Origin of the sequence: Bordetella genomosp. 11, assembly GCF_002261215.1 — a bacterium.
GTDB lineage: Bacteria > Pseudomonadota > Gammaproteobacteria > Burkholderiales > Burkholderiaceae_B > Bordetella_C.
The window spans coordinates 102,625-119,651 of the sequence record NZ_NEVS01000004.1 but is presented as its reverse complement, the minus strand read 5'-3'; the positions used below and the strand labels follow the sequence as shown (position 1 = coordinate 119,651).

Here is a 17,027-nt window from a genome sequence, read left to right as displayed (position 1 = left end):
GCCGCCCTACTCGGCGTCGACCGGCTCGACCTTGAAGGTACGGGTCAGCTTGTAGATCGAACCCGCGCCCAGCCACTTGTCGTACATGGCATCCAGCCTGCCATCCTTGTCCATATCCTGGATCACCTTATTCACGGCGGCCAGCAGCTTGGGATTGCCCTTGTTGACGACGACGCCGATATGCTCGACGTAGGTGGGTTCGGGCAGCAATACCGCCGGCGTGCCGGCCTTCTGCGAATCCAGCTCGAAGCGCTTCAGTATCAGTTCTCCCGCCGTGAAGCCGTCCACTTTCTGGTTCTGCAGTCCCAGGTAGCAGGACGCCACGTCCTGGAAGGACAGCACCTGCGAATTCGGCAGCACCCGCGCGGCGATGGCCGCCGAACTGGACCCCTTGGAGGCGCAAATCTTGTGGCCGGCCAAATCCTTCAACGACGAGATCCCGGAATCCTTGCGCACCAGCACCTTGATGCTGCCCTGCAGGTATTGCAGGCTGTAGTCGACCTGCTGCGCCCGCTCCGGCAGGTAGGCCATGGAACCGGCGACCACGTCGACGCGGTTCATCTTCAGTTCCGGAATACGCGCCTCGGTCGACAGCGGCTTGTGCTCCAGCGCCACGCCCAGTCCCTTGGCCAGCGCCGCGCACATGTCGACGTCATAGCCGACGAAGCTGCGCGTGGCGGTGTCCTGGTAGGCGTAGGGCACGCTCGCGCTCTGCGTGCCGCAGATCAGCTTGCCGCGCGCCTTGACCTCGTCCAGCACGTCGGCGTGGGCCAGCGTGGCGCCCAGCGTGGCGGCCGCGGCGAACAGGTACAGAGTGGTTTTCATCGTTGTTTCCCCTGGTGGTTGGCGCCGGACCGGCCGGCGGTGCGTTTCAGTCCTGGTCCGGATGGACTGGAAAACGGAAGATCGACCGCTCCTGTTCGTCGATCTGGTGAATGAGATTGGTTTCCCACGCCAGATACTGGCGCGCGGCGGCCTTGTTGCCGTCGTGGCGGTCGTGCACGAAGAACAGATAGTCGATGCAATCCTCGTCGGCCGGCACGTCGTCGCCCGCCTCCATCGGCAGGCCGGCGCCGCGCCATGCCTGCGGCCCGTCCAGATTCACCCGCACCTGGGCGATCCCCATTTCGGCCAGCTCGCGCGCCGCCAGCGCCGCCACCGACGGATCGGCGGCCAACAGGATGACCCGCGCATCCGCCGGCAGGTCCAGGGCGCCCATCCGCGGCCGTATCGTCCAGCGCGCGCCGGCGATATGCGCCTTCCTGTAGGCCATGCCGGGACGCACGTCCAGGAACACGGCGCCGTCGCGCAAGGCGGCGGCCAGGTCGGCGGTCGCGATCGCCGGCGGCGCGGGCAAGCGGACCTGCGGCACCGGCGCCGCCACATCCGCCGCCACGCCCTCGGCAAGCACATAGACGTCCCAGCCCATCTGGCGCAGCCAGCTCGCCACCACGGGCGCGCGCACGCCTTCGTCGTCGGCCACCACCACGCGCGCATTGCGCACGCCGATGTACTGGTCGGTGGACTGGATCAGTTGTCCCCCCGGGGTATGCTGCGCGCCGGCCAGCGTGCCGGCCGCGTATTCTTCTTCCGTCCGGACGTCGCACAGATAGGTGGTGCGGCCGGCATCGGCCAGCCACTCGCGCACCTGCGCGGCATCGACGGTGACGACACCATGCCGCCGAGCGAGGGCTTGCGCGCGCTCGCGCAGCACCGGCAGCGCGTCGCCCGAAATCGCGTCGGCGTACTTGCGCTGCGAACCGTGCTCCAGCGGCAGATCCGCCAGGTACCACCCCTGGGTGCCGTTTTCCAGCGCCAGCACCGGGTTCGGCACGCCCAGGTCGATCAGCGTCTGCGCGCCGATGATGCTGCGCGTACGTCCCGCGCAGTTGACGACGATCGTCGTATCGGCGTCGGGCACCAGGTCCTGGACGCGCAAGGCGAGTTCGCCGTTGGGGCAGCAGATGCCGCCCGGAATGTTCATCTTCCGGTACTCGGTGTAGGGCCGGCCGTCCAGCACGACCAGCTTGTCGCCGCCGCGCTGCCGGTCGGCCAGCTCGGTGGCGCTGATACGAGGCGTGTGGTGGATGTGCTCCGCCAGTTCGCCGAACGTCTTGCTGGGCAGGTTGACCCCGGCGAACAGGGTGTAGCCCGCGGCACGCCAGGCCGGCGCGCCGCCTTGCAGGACATGGACATCCGTATAGCCCAGCGCGCGCAGGGCCGCGGCCGCGCGGGGCGCCACGCCGTCGCCGGCATCGAAGGCCACCAGGCGGGCGCCGCGGCGCGGCAGCAGGCGCGGCGCCTCGGCCTCCAGCCGGCTGTACGGCAGCGACACCGCCAGGAAGGGATGCCCTTCCCCATATTGGCCATGTTCGCGGACGTCCAGCAGGCCGATTTCGGCGCCGTCATGCAGCCAGCGCTTGAGCGTCGGCGCATCGATGCTCGGTATGGACGAAATATCGGTAGGAAGCTGCGTCATGGGGCTCTGCAAGAAATCGAGGAAAAAGCATCCCCCTCACGCCGCGCGGACGCGGCGTGCCGGGATGGGTAGTCGTAGCGCGGCGCGCGTGGCGCCGGGACCTAGCGCCGGAGCGCGGTCATGGCCTGCTCCAGATCGGCGATCAGGTCTTCGGGATCTTCCAGGCCGATATGCAGGCGCAGGATGGCCCCGCGCCCCGACCAGTCCGCAACCGTCCGCGCGCGCGCCATGTTGACGGGCACGCACAGGCTTTCGAAGCCGCCCCAGGACGCGCCCAGGCCGAACAAACGGAAGGCATCGATCATGCGTTCGACGTCGGCGTCATCGATGCCGCGCGCGAACTCGATGGACAGCAGGCCGTTGGTCCCGCTGCAATCGCGCTTCCAGAGCGCATGGCCGGGATCGTCGGGCAGGGCCGGACACAATACGCGCGCCACTTCGGCGCGTCCCTGCAGCCATTCGGCGACGCGCAACGCGTGGCGGGCGTGCATCGCCAGCCGCGCCGCCATGGACCGCATGCCGCGCAGCACCAGGTATGCATCGTCGGCGCCCACCGTCTGGCCCATGTCCACGGTGGCGCGCTCCAGCGGCGCCCAGGCGCGTTCGGTCGTGACGACCGTGCCCATCATCACATCCGCGTGGCCGCCCAGGTATTTGGTCGCGGCGGTAACGGAGATATCGGCGCCCAGGGCCAGCGGCCGGTACAACAGGCCCGAACCCCAGGTGTTGTCCACGGCCAGCCAGCAATCGTGGCGATGCGCCAACTCCGCGACCGCCGGCAGGTCCATCATCTCGTAGACCAGTGAACCGGGACATTCCGCGTAGATCATGCGGGTGTTGGGACGGATCCGGTCCGGCAGATCGCTGCCGTCGGGCAGGTAATAGCTGAACTCGATCCCCCAGCGCGACAGCTGGTCCGCGCAGAACCGGCGCACCGGCTCGTACACCGCGTCGGTGATCAGGACGTGATCGCCCGCCTTCAGGTAAGCCAGCATCACCACCGCGATGGCGGCCTGCCCCGTGGGATACATCTTGGCGCGATAACCGCCTTCCAGCTCGACCAGCGCGTCTTCCAGCGCATACGTGCTGTCCGTCCCGCGCGCACCGTAGGACAGCAGCCGTTCCTGGTCGCGGCGCGCGCGCGTGTCGCGCCACTGCCCCACGCTGTCGAAAACATACGTACTGGCGCGCGTCACCGGCGTGTTGATCCAGCCGCGATGCGGCCGCCCGGCACGCAGCAGGCGCGTGCCCGGCTTGTATTGTTCTTCCATGGCCCGGGTTCCCGTCAGCGGCGCGTCTGGACGCCGATCGGCATGACCTGGCAGGTGCCGGCATCCAGGTCGAAGGACAGGCGTTCCGTCAGCGTTTCCAGCGCGCGGCCATACATGTGCAAATGGCGGATCACGCTGTCGCCACGGATCTCCACGGCGTGGATGTCTTCGGGCATCAGGGCGATGCCGGTACCGGGCTCGACCACCACGGTGTCCTTCTTCGCAAGGCGTCCCACGCCGGGCTCCTTGCCATCGTCCAGCCTGTCGTAGACGTAGTTGTATTCGACGCCTTCGACCGCCGCGATGCATGCCCAGGTCGTATGGTCGTGCGGGACGATTTTCTTGCCCGGGCGCATCACGTTCAGGTACAGGGCATATTCCTTGTCGGGCGTTTCGCTGATCAGGTAGCGCGCCTGGCGTTCGTCGCCCTCCGGCGCCGGATAGCGGTCGGCAGCCCACCAGTCGCGATGGCTGGCCAGACCGATCACGGTGCGCAGGACGTCATCCAGGCTGCCGCGGTTCAGCCCCTGGGTTCGTACAGTATTCTTTATGTTTTCAATCGCCAGCGTGATGTCCTGGTCATGCGGATGTGGGCTGCCCATGCGGAAAAACTCCTGTAATGAAGCGATTTCGTTGGTACTCTACGGCCATGCTCGCTTCGTGACAAATTAAATTGCCTTAATAACTCATTAGCATGCGTAATATGTAGGAGACCGTATGCGGAATCTGGATCTCGACCTGCTCCGCACCCTGGCGGCGATCGATCAGGCCCAGACCTTTTCGGGCGCGGCCGAGCGCCTGCACAAGACCCAATCCGCCATCACCCAGCAGATGCAGCGCCTGGAAAGCCTGGTCGGGCTGCCGCTGTTCGAGAAACAAGGACGCAACAAACTGCTGTCGCCCCACGGACGCAAGCTGGTGGACTATGCGCGGCACATGCTGGCCATCAACGACGAGGCAATGCGCGCCATGCAGGATGGCCAGCTGGAAGGCGAACTGCGCCTGGGCTCGCCGCATGACGTGGCCGATACGATCCTGCCCACCGTGCTGACGCACATCACGCGCTGGTCGCCGCGTGTCAGGCTGGAAATACGCGTGGACCGCAGCCCATTCCTGATGAACGCGTTGCGCGCGGGAGAGCTGGACCTGTGCATATCGACGCGCTTCGATCCGGCCTACGAAGGGGTGGTGCTGCGCACCTCGCCCACGGCCTGGATCGCCTCCGCGGCCTATGTGCACGATGCCGGCGCGCCGGTGCCGCTGGTACTGGCCGACGAACCCAGCCTCTTTCGCCGCCTGGCGCTGAATGCGCTCGAACAGGCGCGCGTGCCCTGGCAGACGAACTATGTCGCGCCGAACCTGGTGGGCATCCGCGCGGCGGTGCGCGCGGGCCTGGGCGTTACGGCGCGCAGCATCGAGTTCCTGGGACCGGATATGCGGGTGCTGGGGGAAAAGGACGGCTTGCCGCCGCTGCCCGACGCCAACTATTTCCTGTGGATGCGGGGCGACTCGATCAACCCGCTTACCCGCTATGTGTTCGACATGCTGATTGCCAAGATGGGCCTGACCGACCGCGGCACGCCGGCGGCAAGCGTGCAGGCGCGGCAGTTTTAAGCAGGCCGCTGGCGCGCGCCGAATCCGCCGCCCCCGGCGGACTCCATCAACACCCGATCGCCGGGCTTGAGCACGCGCTGCTCCGTCGGGTCCGTTTCCGCTCCATTGATCACCAGCCGTCCGCGCTGCCCCGGCTCGCCGCCGTGCAGCCCGGGCGGCGGGTGTTTCAGGCGCGTCATCAGGAACGAGGTCGCCACGCTGGAGGCCTCCGGCGTGATTTCGAATTCGAAAGTCAGGCCGTCGCCCCCGCGATGCTGCCCTTCGCCGCCGCTGCCGCGGCGTATCTCGCGCCGATGCACCAGGATGGGAGCCAGGCTTTCCATCATTTCCACCGGCGTGTTGCCCAGATTGGCCGGGAAGGAGATAGCGGACAAGCCGTCGCGGGAGGCCGTCGCGCCTTGGCCGCCATTGATGAAGTTGACCACGTTGAAGGGCCGGTCGCGATAACGGCCGAACATCGTCACGGAGGAATTCGCCGATCCCGATGCCCATACCCGTTCGGGCAATACCTCGGCCAGCGCCAGGAAAATCGCGGGCGACAGCATATGGCCTATCGCGCCCCGCCCGCCCGAGGCGGCCGGATAGGTGGGATTCAGGATGGACCCGAGCGGCGCCTGCGTGGTGATCGGCAGGAAACCGCCCTCGTTATTCGGCACTTCCGGACACAGCAGCGCCTTGATCGGATACGCGGAATAGGCGAAGGCGTAAATGGGCACCACATTGACGGCGCGCGGCTGCTGCGGGCTGGACCCCGCGTAGTCGATGGCAATGGTGTCGCCTGCCACGGTCAGCCGGCAATGGATGCGTATGGGCTCCTCGAAGCCGTCGTGCAGCACCTCTGATTCGTACGTGCCGTCCGGCAAGGCCGCGATGGCCTCGCGCATCGCCGTTTCCGAGCGCAGGCGGATGGCCGCGCCCAGCGCGTCCAGGTCCACGGATTCCAGCAGCGGCAGCAGCCTTTCCTCCATCATGCGGCAGGCGCTGACCTGCGCCCAGATGTCGCCCATGCCTTGTTCCGGCACGCGGATGTTCTGGCTGATCATGTCCACCAGCGTCTCGTTCACCCGCCCCGCGTCCATCAGCTTGAGCAGCGGAATCTGCAGCCCCTCTTCGTAGATCTCGCGGTTGGCGTTGCTGCGCAGCCGCCCGCCGATGTCCGGCAGGTGCGATACCAATGCCGCGAAGGCCACCAGCCGGCCCCGGAAGAAGATGGGCATGACGGTATTGACGTCGTGGATGTGGCCGGTGCCCATCCAGGGATCGTTGGTGATCAGCACGTCCCCCGGCTTGAGGGTGTCCGCCGGATATTTGCGCAGGAAGTGCTTGACCGTCGCCGGCAGGCTGCCGATGAACGAGGGGATGCTCATCGTCGATTGGGCCAGCGAACGTCCCTGCGCGTCGGTCAGCACGACAGCGAAATCGTTGGCGTCGCGCACCAGCGTCGAAAAGCAGGTGCGCACGAAAGCGGTGGATGCTTCATCGACAATGCTGATCAGCCTGCGCCAGAGTATCTCCAGCTCGATCGGATCGAAGCGCCGCGGCGGCTGGCCAGCGGTCTCGCGGAGGGCGCCATGGACATCGGCCGGCATCATTCGAACTCCTTCAAGGCAACCGAGACAGTCAGATCGGGCAGGATGTCGACCTCCGCCCGCACGGGAACGACAAGGGTGGACTCGCGTTCCTCCAGCACCAGCGGACCCGCCAGGCGCGTGCCGGGGCTTAGCGAATAGCGGTCGTACACATCGACGGCCCCGAACGCCCGCCGCAACGGCAGATAGATCTCGCGCCGGCGCGGCTTGCCGGCACCCGCGTCCCGTCCGCGGCTGTCGCCCCAATGGAAGGTGCGCGCGACCGATGGCGAGCGCCCGGTCAGGCGCCAGGTCAGGGCCTGCGGGCGGGCGCCCGGCACCAGATGGCCATACAAGGTTTCGTAGCGCCGCTCGAAGGCCTGGCGCAGCACCTGGCCCGCCTCCCGGCCGAACACCTGCCACGGCAGGGACACGGTCACGTTGTCTCCCTGCCCGTAGTAGCGCATTTCCGCGCCTATCGTCCATTGCAAATCCCGCGCGCGCGCGCCGGCCGCTTCCAGTTCGGCCTCCGCCTCGGCCAGCAACCGCGCCAAGCGCTCGTTGACGTCACGCCAGTCGATTTCCTCCAGCAATGCCGGCTGCGACCAGGAGCGATCCGCTCGCGCCGGCGCCGCCAGCATCCCCAGGCAGGATCCGGCGCCCGCCGCGATGGTGGCAAGAAGCCGCGGGATGCGCAGCTTGCGCGCGACCTCCGCGGCGTGCACGGGCCCGGCGCCGCCGGTCGCGACGAAGGTAAAGTCGCGCGGGTCGTGGCCTTTCTCCGCGATATGGATGCGCGCGGCGCTGGCCATGTTCTCGTTGACCATATCGTGGATGCCCCAGGCCACATCCAGCGGCTGCATGCCCAGGCGGTCCGCGAGGCGTCGCATTCCCTCCAGGGCCAGGTCCTTGCGCAGGCGCATTTCACCGCCGAGGAAATTGTCCGGGTTCAGATAGCCCAGCACCAGGTCCGCGTCGGTGACGGTGACCTCGGTACCCCCGTTGCCATAGCAGATGGGCCCGGGCTGGGAGCCCGACGATTCCGGACCGATGTTCAGCAGGCCCATGCGATTGAGGTGGGCGATCGAACCGCCGCCCGCGCCGATTTCGATCAGGTCGATGCTGGGGATCAGGATGGGCAAGCCGGAGCCGCGCTTGAATCGGCGCACGCGCGCGCATTCGAAGCTGTGCGCGATCGGCGGCTCTCCTTCGGCCACCACGCAGGCCTTGGCCGTGGTGCCGCCCATATCGAAGGCCAGCACCCGCTGCAAATCCTGCGCGCGCGCGGTATTCAAGGCCGACAGCACGCCGGCGGCCGGCCCCGATTCCAGCAGGAAGATCGGCGTATGCGCGGCCGATCGCGCCGATGTGAAACCGCCGCTGGACACCATGATGCGCAAGGGCACGCCGCACTGCACCGCGTCCACGCGCGACTCCAGCTGGCGCAGGTAATCGGCCACGATGGGCTTGACGTACGCGTTCGCCGCCACGGTCGAGGTCCGCTCGAATTCCTTCACCTCGCGCGCCAGATCGGCGGACAGCGAAACTTCCACGCCGGGCAGCGCGGATTGCAGGTAGGCGCCGATTTCCCGCTCGTGTTCGTCGTTCAGGTAGGAATGCAGCAAAGATACCGCCACGGAGCGCACGCCCAGCGCGCGGACATCCGCGGCGATGCGGTCGAGTTCCGCCCGGTTCAGCGCCACCAGCACCTGGCCGGAAGCGTTCAGCCTTTCGTTGGCCTCCACCCGCTTGCCGGCGTCGATCAGCGGCCGCGGCAGGACCAGCTCCAGGTCGTACAGGTCGTAGCGCCATTCCCGGCCGATATCCAGCGCGTCGCGCATGCCCTGCGTCGTCACCAGCGCGGTATCCACCCCCTTGCGCTCGATCAGCGTATTGGTCACCAGCGTCGTGCCGTGCACCACCTCGTCCAGCACGCAGGCGCCGCCGGCGCGCGCCTGCTCCAGCAGGTTGGCGATGACGGCCGATACCGCGATGCCGGGATCATCCGGCGTGGTCAGGGTCTTGCCCACCCAGATGCAGCCGTCGGATTCGCGCGTCGCCACGCCGTCGGTAAATGTGCCGCCGATGTCGACGGCGATGCGCAGCTTCCGCGCCTCCGCCTGCCCGGACTGCGATTCGATTTTCCCCAAGTTCCCGCTCCTTCAAGCCGTGAGGGCACGCCAGCCCGGGCGGACGCGACCGTATCGGCGTCCTGCCCGATGCATCGATGCTTGCTTTCGCCTTCTCCGGATTCGCCGGACGGCAAAAAAATGATAAGTAGCGGCCATTCACCACTACAAATGAAAAATTCGGGTTGATTGATTCGTACCGCCTATATATTCTGTGCGGGCGATTCAACTCCGCCGGTATCCCACCATGTCGACCATCATCACGTTGCGCCACCTGCGCAGCTTCGTCGCCGTCGCCGATACGGGTTCGTTCACGCGCGCCGCCGAACGCCTCTTCCTGACCCAGTCCTCGCTTAGCTCGACCATCCACCAGTTGGAGGAAGACGTCGGCATCAAGCTGTTCGACCGCACCACGCGCAGCGTGACCTTGACTCCCGCCGCGACGCACCTGCACCAGCAGGCCAAGGCGCTGCTGCTGCAATTCGATGCCATGGTCAGCGACCTGCGCGCGGTGGCGCTGCGCCAGCATGGACATCTGCGCATCGCCGCCGCGCCCTCGATCGTCGCCTGGCTGCTGATACCGTCGCTGCCGCGTTTCCAGGCCGAATATCCCCACGTCACCCTTTCCGTGCGCGAAGCGGGTTCGGCGGAAATCGAACGCCGCGTGCGCGATGGCGAAGTGGACTTCGGCATCACCAGCCGCCTGTCCGACTACGCCGACCTCGAATACACGCTGCTGCTGCGCGACCGCTACGGCGTCGTGTGCAGCCCGGATCATCCGCTGGCCACGGCGACCGCCTCGATAGGCTGGTCGCAGGTATCGCCCTACCGGCAGGACCTGGTGGGCCTGGCCTCGGACACGCAGATCGGCAGCCTGCATCGCCGCACGCTGCAGGACTTCGACCTGGCCGAACATCGCGAAGAGGTATCGAGCTCCACCTCGCTGTATCCCATGCTGATGCTGGGCCGCCGCCTGTGCATACTGCCCCGCCTGACGGCACTGACGCATCAGCTGGAGAACCTGCCATTCCAGCCGCTGGAAAACCCGGTGCTGCATCGGGAGCTATTCCTGGTATCGCGCAGCCTGCGCGCCCTGTCCTCGTCGGCGCAGGGATTGCAAGCCGCGCTGGCCGACACCCTGCGCCAACGCAGCCTGCCCGAGGGCATCGAGCAGGCCTGAACGCCCGGCCATCGCCGATCGCGGCATCATGCCCGCGCATTCAAGGCCCGTATCTCCTCGCGCCGCTTCAGCCACCAGGCATAGTCGGTCGGCAACAGATCCAGCGGTTCGGTCACGCCCAGCGCGCGCGCCGCCTGCACCGGCCAGTTCGGATTCGCCATCAGTTCGCGGGCCAATGCGATCAGGTCCGCGCTGCCTTCGCGCAGGATGTCCTCGGCGTGCGCGGGCTCCGTAATCAAGCCGACCGCGCACGTCGGCATGCCGGCTTCGCGCCGCACGCGCGCGGCATACGGCACCTGGTAGCCCGGCGTGCGCGGGACCACGGCCATGTTCAAGGGTCCGTCTATGCCGCCGGACGAACACGTAACGACATCGATGCCGCGCTCGCGCAAGGCGCGGGACAACGCCACCGTATCGTCCATATCCCAGGCCCCGCCTTCGCCATCGACGGCGGAAACGCGGAAGAACACCGGCTTGTCCGCCGGCCACTCTTGCCTGACCGCTTCGGAGATCTCCAATGCCAGCCGCATGCGGCCTTCCAGGTCGCCGCCCCACGCGTCGGTACGCCGATTGGCCAGGGGCGACAGGAATTGATGGATCAGATAACCGTGCGCGCCGTGGACCTCGCAGACATCGAAACCCGCGTCGATACTGCGGCGCGCCGCGATCCGCCAGGCCTGGATCATCAGACGGATATCGTCCTCGTTCATCTGCGTGGGCACCAGCGCGCCCGGCTTGGCGGGCAGCGGACTGGCCGACACGCCCCGCCAGGGCGGCATGCCGCGCGCCGCGTCCTCCTCGGTCAGGGGCCGAAATCCCGTCCAGGGGGGACCGCAGGAGGCCTTGCGGCCGGCATGCCCCAACTGAATGCCGGCGGCCGCGCCCGCCTCGTGGATGAAATCCGTCACGCGGCGGGAAGCCGCCACGTGGCGGTCCTCGTACATGCCCGCGCAACCGTAGGTCTTGCGTCCGCGCGCCTCGACCGCCGTTTCCTCGCAGAACACCAGGCCGGCGCCCCCCATGGCGAACTTGCCCAGATGCACCAGATGCCAGTCCGTGGCGGCACCGCCGTCCGACTTGTACTGGCACATCGGGGACACCACCACACGATTGCGCAGCGTCAGCCGACGCAGGGTATAGGGCGTGAACAGCAGCGGCGTGTCCGCGGCCCCCGGCGCATCGGCGTTTTCGAGATGGGTGCTTCTGGCGATGGAATTTGGCACGTTGGTATTCGGTACGTTGATGTTCGGTATGTCGATGTTCGGTATGTCGATGTTCGGTATGTCGATGTTCGGTACGCTGACGCCGGGCATGTCGTCGCGCGGAGGCCCCGCGCGGCTCAGGGCAGCTTGATGCCGCGCTGCTCGATCAGCGTTCCCCACTTGCGGCTCTCCGTCTTGGCATAGGTGCGATAAGCCTCGGGCGCGCCGCCGTTCAACTCGAAACCTTGCGCGGCCAGCTGTGCCCGCGTCTGCGGGTCGCGCAGCACATCGTTCAGCACGCCGTTCAGTTTCCGCACCAGTTCCGCCGGCATCCCCGCCGGCGCGAACAGCCCGAACGTCGTCAGCGACTCGAACCCCGGCGCACCGGCCTCCGACAACGTGGGCACATCGGGCAACAAATCCGCCCGCCGGGTACCGCTGGTGCCCAGCGCGCGCAGCTTGCCGGCGCGTATCAGGGGTTCGGCCACGCTGATGTCGACGAAGCCCACCTGGGTCTGGCCGCCCAGGATGCCCTGCACCGCGGGGGCGCCGCCGCGATAGGGGACATGCAGCATGTCGATGTTCGTCATCGCCATCAGCAGCTCGGTTGCCAGATGGCTGGAACCGCCCACGCCGGAGGACGCGTAGCTGATGGCGCCCGGCCGCGCCTTGGCCGCGGCCACCAGGTCCGATAGCGTTTTATACGGCTCGTCGGGGCGCACGCATAGCACCTGCTGGTTCGCGCCTATCATGCCGATGGCGGCGAAGTCCTTGTCCGTGTCGTAAGGCAGCGCGTGATAGAAATGCGGCGCAATGGCGAAGGTGCTATTGGTGCCGAGCAGCAGCGTATAGCCGTCTCGATCCGCCCGCGCCACCTGGGCATAACCTATCGTCCCCGTCGCGCCGGGCTTGTTTTCCACCACAACGGCCGTACCCAGGCGCTTGCCCATGCCCTCGGCCAGTACGCGGCCCAGCATATCGGTCGATCCCCCCACCGACCACGGGATGATCAGCCGGATGGGGCGATCCGGATAGGCGGCGCGCGCCGCCGTACCGGAAACGACAAGAACGGCCATACAGGCGGCCGCCGAAAGCAGCGTGCGTATCGATCTGTGCATCCAAGCCCCTTGCGATCGTATGTCAGGCCCGCCGTCCAGCGTCGCGGCAGACGTTTTTCAGGAACTATGAGCGAGCGCCCGCTACGGCGACAAATTAAAAATACGAATGCATTTATCGGCCAGCCCCACGAATCGGCGCGCGCACCGCCCTGTGCGCCACGATGGCGCGGCGTGCACCATGACGCCCCGCCGGCCGGGCGCCCGCTCATCCATCCCGATACAATCGAACCTTTGCGCGGCCGGCGCGGCCACGCCCGTTATTTGCCTGGTGTTAATGGAAAAAAGCGATCTGTCCGGCCACACGCCGATGATGCAGCAATACCTGCGGCTGAAAGCCGAGGCGGGCCCCCTGCTGCTGTTCTACCGCATGGGCGACTTCTACGAGATGTTCTATGAAGACGCGGAACGCGGCGCGCGGCTGCTCAATCTGACCCTGACCAAGCGCGGCGCCTCCAATGGCAGCCCCATCCCCATGGCGGGCGTGCCTGTCCACGCCATGGAGCAATACCTGGCCAAGCTGGTCGCGCTGGGGGAATCGATCGCCATCTGCGAACAGATCGGCGACCCGGCCACGTCCAAGGGGCCGGTCGAACGCCGTATCGTGCGCATCGTCACGCCGGGCACGCTGACCGACGATGCGCTGCTGCCCGCCAAGGCGGACCGCAGCCTGGCCGCGGTGTTTCCCGGCGGCGGACGCGCGCCCCGCGCCGGCCTGGCCTGGCTGAACCTTGCCAGCGGCGATTTCCACGTCACGGAATGCGCGCCCGGGCAGATCGAATCGGAATTGCATCGCATCGCCCCGGCGGAAATCATCTACCCGGAGGGCACGGAGCTGCGCGTCAGCATCGAGGGCGCGCAGACCCGCGTTCCCGATTGGCATTTCGAAACCGATGGCGCGCGTGCCCACCTGCTGACGCATTTCCGTACCGATTCCCTGGCGGGATTCGATGTGGAAGACATGCCGGCCGGCGTACGCGCCGCCGGCGCGCTGCTGCGCTACGCCGCGCGTACCCAATCGCAGGCGCTATCGCACGTGCAGGGCATCAGCGTGGAACGCCCCGGGCAGTACGTGCTGATGGACCCGGTCACGCGCCGCAACCTGGAACTCACGCAGACGCTCAGCGGCGAGGAATCGCCCACGCTGTTCTCCATCCTGGACAACTGCCGTACCCCGATGGGCAGCCGGCTGCTGCGGCGCTGGCTGCATCACCCCTTGCGCGACAACACGCCAGTGCGGGAACGCCAGCGGGCCATCGCCGCGCTGCTGGCGGCGCGGCTGGATACGCCGGCCGGACTGGCGGCGGCGCTGCCGCTGGAAATGCTGCGCGATACGCTCAAGCGTTTCCCGGATATAGAACGCATCTCCGCGCGCGTCGCGCTGAAATCCGTGCGGCCGCGCGAACTCGCCAGCCTGCGCGACGCGCTGGCGGAACTGCCGCCGCTGTGCGAGCAGGTTCGGCTGCTGGATAACGACGGACGCTTCGCCGCGCTTGCCGCGCATTTGTCGCCCGATCCCGCCATTCATACCCTGCTGGCGGGCGCCATCGCCGCCGAGCCGGCCGCGGCCATCCGCGACGGTGGCGTCATCGCCAGCGGCCACGACGGCGACCTGGACGAACTGCGGGCGCTGGCCACCGACGGTGGCGACTTCCTGGTCCAGCTGGAAGCCCGCGAACGCGAGCGCAGCGGCATCTCCAACCTGCGTGTCGAATTCAACCGTGTGCACGGCTTCTACATCGAGGTCAGCAAAGGCCAGGCCGACAAGGTGCCGGAGGACTACCGCCGCCGGCAGACCCTGAAGAACGCCGAACGCTACATCACGCCGGAACTCAAGACCTGGGAAGACCGCGTGCTGTCGGCCCAGGACCGCTCGCTGGCACGGGAAAAGTGGCTGTACGAACAGGTCCTGGAACAACTCGGCGGCCACGTACGCGCCCTGTCGGATTGCGCGTCCGCCCTGGCCGAACTCGACACGCTGGCGGCGCTGGCCGAACACGCGCGGCGCCACGACTGGAATGCGCCAGAGCTTTCCGAGGAAGCGGAGATCGATATCGAGGCGGGCCGCCATCCGGTAGTGGAGCGCGCCATCGAACGCTTCACGCCCAACAGCTGCAAACTGGACGCGACGCGCCGCATGCTGCTGATCACCGGCCCGAACATGGGCGGCAAATCCACGTATATGCGGCAGGTCGCGCTTATCGCCCTGCTCGCGCGCACGGGCAGTTTCGTGCCCGCCGCGCGCGCACGCATCGGCAGGCTGGATCGCATCTTCACCCGCATCGGGGCAGCGGACGACCTGGCGGGCGGCCGCTCCACGTTCATGATGGAAATGACCGAGGCCGCCGCCATCCTGGCCGCCAGCACGCCCGCCAGCCTGGTCCTGATGGACGAGATCGGCCGCGGCACCTCCACCTACGACGGCCTGGCCCTGGCCTGGGCCATCGCGCTGCGCCTGCTGACGCACAACCGCGCGCTGACCTTGTTCGCGACGCATTATTTCGAGATCACCCGCATGCCCGCGGAACAACCGACGGCCGCCAACGTCCACCTGGCGGCGGCGGAATCGGCCGGCGGCATCGTCTTCCTGCACGAGGTGCGCGACGGCCCGGCCAGCCGCAGCTATGGGATCCAGGTCGCGCAGCGCGCCGGCGTGCCGGCCGCCGTCATTCGCCAGGCATCGCGCGAACTCGAACGGCTGGAAGCCCAGGGCGCGCCCACGCCGCAATTGGGTTTGTTCGCGGCGGCGGCGCAGGCGGACGCGCAATCCGCGGCGCAATCCGCGGCCGCGCAGGAAAGCGAATCGCTGCTGTCCTTGCGCGATGCGCTGGCGGACGTCGATCCCGACAGCCTGACGCCGCGCGAAGCCCTGGAAACGCTCTATCGATTGAAGGCGCACCTGCAATGACGGCCGCCGCCCGCCCTGTCCGGGCGTTCCCGGGCAACTCCTATCGTCCCAAGGCATATCGGCCATGACGTTTCCGCATCCGAACCAGCCGCTGGATCTGCTGGGGGGCCGCACGCCGGCCCAGTTCATGAAATCCCACTGGCAGCGCAAGCCGCTGCTGATCCGCCAGGCCATCCCGGGGTTCAAGCCGCCGGTCGGCATCCCGGAGCTGAAGCGGATGGCGCGCCGCGACGACGTCGCATCGCGCCTGATCTGGCGCGAGGACAAACAATGGCAGATGGAGCAAGGCCCCTTCGCCAGGCTGCCCAAGGCCTCCGAGCCGGACTGGACCTTGCTGGTGCAAAGCGTGGATCTGCATCACGATGCGGCGGCCGAACTGATGCACCGTTTCCGCTTCATTCCCGATGCCCGCCTGGATGACGTGATGATCAGCATCGCGACCGACGGCGGAGGAGTCGGCCCGCACTTCGACAGCTACGATGTCTTCCTGCTGCAGGCCGTGGGGCGCCGCGAATGGCGCGTCGGCCGCCAGCGCGATCTGGAGCTGCAACCCGACCTGCCGCTGAAGATCCTGCGCCGCTTCGAACCCGAAGCCACCTACGTCCTGGAGCCGGGCGACATGCTGTACCTGCCGCCGCAGGTGGCGCACGACGGTATCGCGCGGGGCGATTGCATGACGATATCCATCGGCTTTCGCGCGCCCGACCAGGCGACGCTGGCGCGTGGCATGCTGGAAGCCGCCGCCGAGCAGGTACTGGCGCGCGCCGGCCTGCCCAGCGGCCCTTACGGCGAGCCCGCCTTGCCTGGCCCCCGGCTGGCAGGCCGCTATCGGGATCCCGGCCAGGCCGCGACGGCGCGGCCGGCCGAACTGCCGGACGGCCTGGCCGCCGCCGCGCTGGATGCCGTGGGCCGCGTCCGTTTCGACGAGGCGCTGGCCCATCGATTCCTGGGCTGCTGGCTGACGGAACCGGGCGCGTCCGCGGTCTTCGACACGCCGGCGGCCGATGGTCCAGACCTCGCGGCCCACTGGCCCGGCGCGGGCACGCTGCGCCTGGACCGCCGCACCCGCATGCTGTATCGCGGCAAACAACTATTCATCAATGGCGAGACGGCGCCGGTACCCGCCAGCGCGGCCCTGCGCAAGCTGGCGGATGCCAGGCGCCTGGCCTGCGCGGATCCGTCGGCGCGCGGGCTGACCGATGAAGAACGGGAATGCCTGACGCAATGGATGGACGATGGCTGGCTGGTCTACGACCCGGGCCTGTGACACGCGGCAATCCCGCCTCGGCGAGGAAAACCGCGCCGGGGCACAGTCCGACCATCGGCCCGGCTGATCCCACGACTCCGGCCAGGCGGCAACGGACCAGCCAACAGGCACTCGGCACCGGCCCCACGCAGCCCCGGCAAGGAAAAACCAGACAATTGCGCGACGTCCCCCAATGCGGCCCTGCCCGCGACAACGTCCCCTGAAAACCCCGATAAGTTTCCAGACCACACAATTCGGACGTTTTTCCGGCAGAATCGACACATTAGGAAAAACCCTATACATCCATGCAAGGCT

The 17,027-nt window shown here is 67.6% G+C and carries 12 protein-coding genes; 4 read left to right on the top strand and 8 right to left on the bottom strand.

Annotated elements, in window-relative coordinates; all coding sequences use genetic code 11:
• Positions 1 to 6: 6 nt before the first annotated feature.
• From CAL28_RS08145 to CAL28_RS08130, 4 genes are all read right to left on the bottom strand, one after another.
• Entirely contained in the window at positions 7 to 825 is an 819-nt protein-coding gene (locus CAL28_RS08145) for an ABC transporter substrate-binding protein (protein WP_094840940.1), read from the bottom strand.
• 46 nt (positions 826 to 871) lie between these two features.
• Positions 872 to 2,479: a rhodanese-like domain-containing protein gene (locus CAL28_RS08140; protein WP_094840939.1), complete on the bottom strand. Its 1,608-nt coding sequence runs from the start codon at positions 2,477 to 2,479 to the stop codon at positions 872 to 874.
• Positions 2,480 to 2,580: 101 nt separating this feature from the next.
• On the bottom strand, positions 2,581 to 3,750 hold the full coding sequence (metC, locus tag CAL28_RS08135) for a cystathionine beta-lyase (protein ID WP_094840938.1): 1,170 nt from the start codon (positions 3,748 to 3,750) through the stop codon (positions 2,581 to 2,583).
• 14 nt (positions 3,751 to 3,764) lie between these two features.
• On the bottom strand, positions 3,765 to 4,352 hold the full coding sequence (locus CAL28_RS08130) for a hypothetical protein (RefSeq protein ID WP_094840937.1): 588 nt from the start codon (positions 4,350 to 4,352) through the stop codon (positions 3,765 to 3,767).
• A 115-nt stretch (positions 4,353 to 4,467) separates the two neighbouring features.
• Here CAL28_RS08130 and CAL28_RS08125 point away from each other — a divergent pair, with 115 nt between their 5' ends.
• Complete coding sequence (locus CAL28_RS08125; RefSeq protein WP_094840936.1) at positions 4,468 to 5,364, top strand: LysR substrate-binding domain-containing protein; 897 nt, start codon at positions 4,468 to 4,470, stop codon at positions 5,362 to 5,364.
• Here the strand turns inward: CAL28_RS08125 and CAL28_RS08120 are convergent.
• Together CAL28_RS08120 and CAL28_RS08115 are read right to left on the bottom strand one after the other, a co-directional pair.
• On the bottom strand, positions 5,361 to 6,956 hold the full coding sequence (locus CAL28_RS08120) for a hydantoinase B/oxoprolinase family protein (RefSeq protein ID WP_254926049.1): 1,596 nt from the start codon (positions 6,954 to 6,956) through the stop codon (positions 5,361 to 5,363). The two genes, CAL28_RS08125 and CAL28_RS08120, sit on opposite strands and share 4 nt — an antisense overlap.
• Positions 6,953 to 9,082, bottom strand: a complete 2,130-nt coding sequence (locus CAL28_RS08115; RefSeq protein WP_094840935.1) for a hydantoinase/oxoprolinase family protein — start codon at positions 9,080 to 9,082, stop codon at positions 6,953 to 6,955. The genes CAL28_RS08120 and CAL28_RS08115 overlap by 4 nt, the downstream gene beginning before the upstream one ends.
• Positions 9,083 to 9,308: 226 nt before the next feature.
• On the opposite strand from CAL28_RS08115, the gene CAL28_RS08110 reads away from it, so the two are divergent.
• Positions 9,309 to 10,241 (top strand): LysR family transcriptional regulator, encoded by a 933-nt coding sequence (locus CAL28_RS08110; RefSeq protein ID WP_094840934.1) that lies wholly within the window; start codon positions 9,309 to 9,311, stop codon positions 10,239 to 10,241.
• 26 nt (positions 10,242 to 10,267) lie between these two features.
• Here the strand turns inward: CAL28_RS08110 and CAL28_RS08105 are convergent, their stop codons facing one another.
• Entirely contained in the window at positions 10,268 to 11,554 is a 1,287-nt protein-coding gene (locus tag CAL28_RS08105) for an NADH:flavin oxidoreductase/NADH oxidase (RefSeq protein WP_176463931.1), read from the bottom strand.
• 26 nt (positions 11,555 to 11,580) lie between these two features.
• Positions 11,581 to 12,561 (bottom strand): Bug family tripartite tricarboxylate transporter substrate binding protein, encoded by a 981-nt coding sequence (locus tag CAL28_RS08100; protein WP_094840933.1) that lies wholly within the window; start codon positions 12,559 to 12,561, stop codon positions 11,581 to 11,583.
• Between the two features lie 274 nt (positions 12,562 to 12,835).
• On the opposite strand from CAL28_RS08100, the gene mutS reads away from it, so the two are divergent.
• Positions 12,836 to 15,466, top strand: a complete 2,631-nt coding sequence (mutS, locus tag CAL28_RS08095; protein ID WP_254926048.1) for a DNA mismatch repair protein MutS — start codon at positions 12,836 to 12,838, stop codon at positions 15,464 to 15,466.
• A gap of 64 nt (positions 15,467 to 15,530) precedes the next feature.
• Positions 15,531 to 16,733 carry a cupin domain-containing protein gene (locus tag CAL28_RS08090; RefSeq protein WP_094840932.1) on the top strand — a complete coding sequence of 401 codons (1,203 nt, stop codon included), beginning with the start codon at positions 15,531 to 15,533 and terminating at the stop codon, positions 16,731 to 16,733.
• The last annotated feature ends 294 nt before the right edge of the window (positions 16,734 to 17,027 follow it).

Excerpts from the sequence above, each read along its gene's own strand:
- CAL28_RS08100 (WP_094840933.1), bottom strand. The coding sequence starts at position 12,561 with ATGCACAGATCGATACGCACGCTGCTTTCGGCGGCCGCCTGTATGGCC.
- CAL28_RS08110 (WP_094840934.1), top strand. The coding sequence starts at position 9,309 with ATGTCGACCATCATCACGTTGCGCCACCTGCGCAGCTTCGTCGCCGTC.
- CAL28_RS08130 (WP_094840937.1), bottom strand. The coding sequence starts at position 4,352 with ATGGGCAGCCCACATCCGCATGACCAGGACATCACGCTGGCGATTGAA.
- mutS (WP_254926048.1), top strand. The coding sequence starts at position 12,836 with ATGGAAAAAAGCGATCTGTCCGGCCACACGCCGATGATGCAGCAATAC.
- metC (WP_094840938.1), bottom strand. The coding sequence starts at position 3,750 with ATGGAAGAACAATACAAGCCGGGCACGCGCCTGCTGCGTGCCGGGCGG.
- CAL28_RS08125 (WP_094840936.1), top strand. The coding sequence starts at position 4,468 with ATGCGGAATCTGGATCTCGACCTGCTCCGCACCCTGGCGGCGATCGAT.
- CAL28_RS08105 (WP_176463931.1), bottom strand. The coding sequence starts at position 11,554 with ATGCCCGGCGTCAGCGTACCGAACATCGACATACCGAACATCGACATA.
- CAL28_RS08140 (WP_094840939.1), bottom strand. The coding sequence starts at position 2,479 with ATGACGCAGCTTCCTACCGATATTTCGTCCATACCGAGCATCGATGCG.
- CAL28_RS08120 (WP_254926049.1), bottom strand. The coding sequence starts at position 6,956 with ATGATGCCGGCCGATGTCCATGGCGCCCTCCGCGAGACCGCTGGCCAG.
- CAL28_RS08145 (WP_094840940.1), bottom strand. The coding sequence starts at position 825 with ATGAAAACCACTCTGTACCTGTTCGCCGCGGCCGCCACGCTGGGCGCC.
- CAL28_RS08090 (WP_094840932.1), top strand. The coding sequence starts at position 15,531 with ATGACGTTTCCGCATCCGAACCAGCCGCTGGATCTGCTGGGGGGCCGC.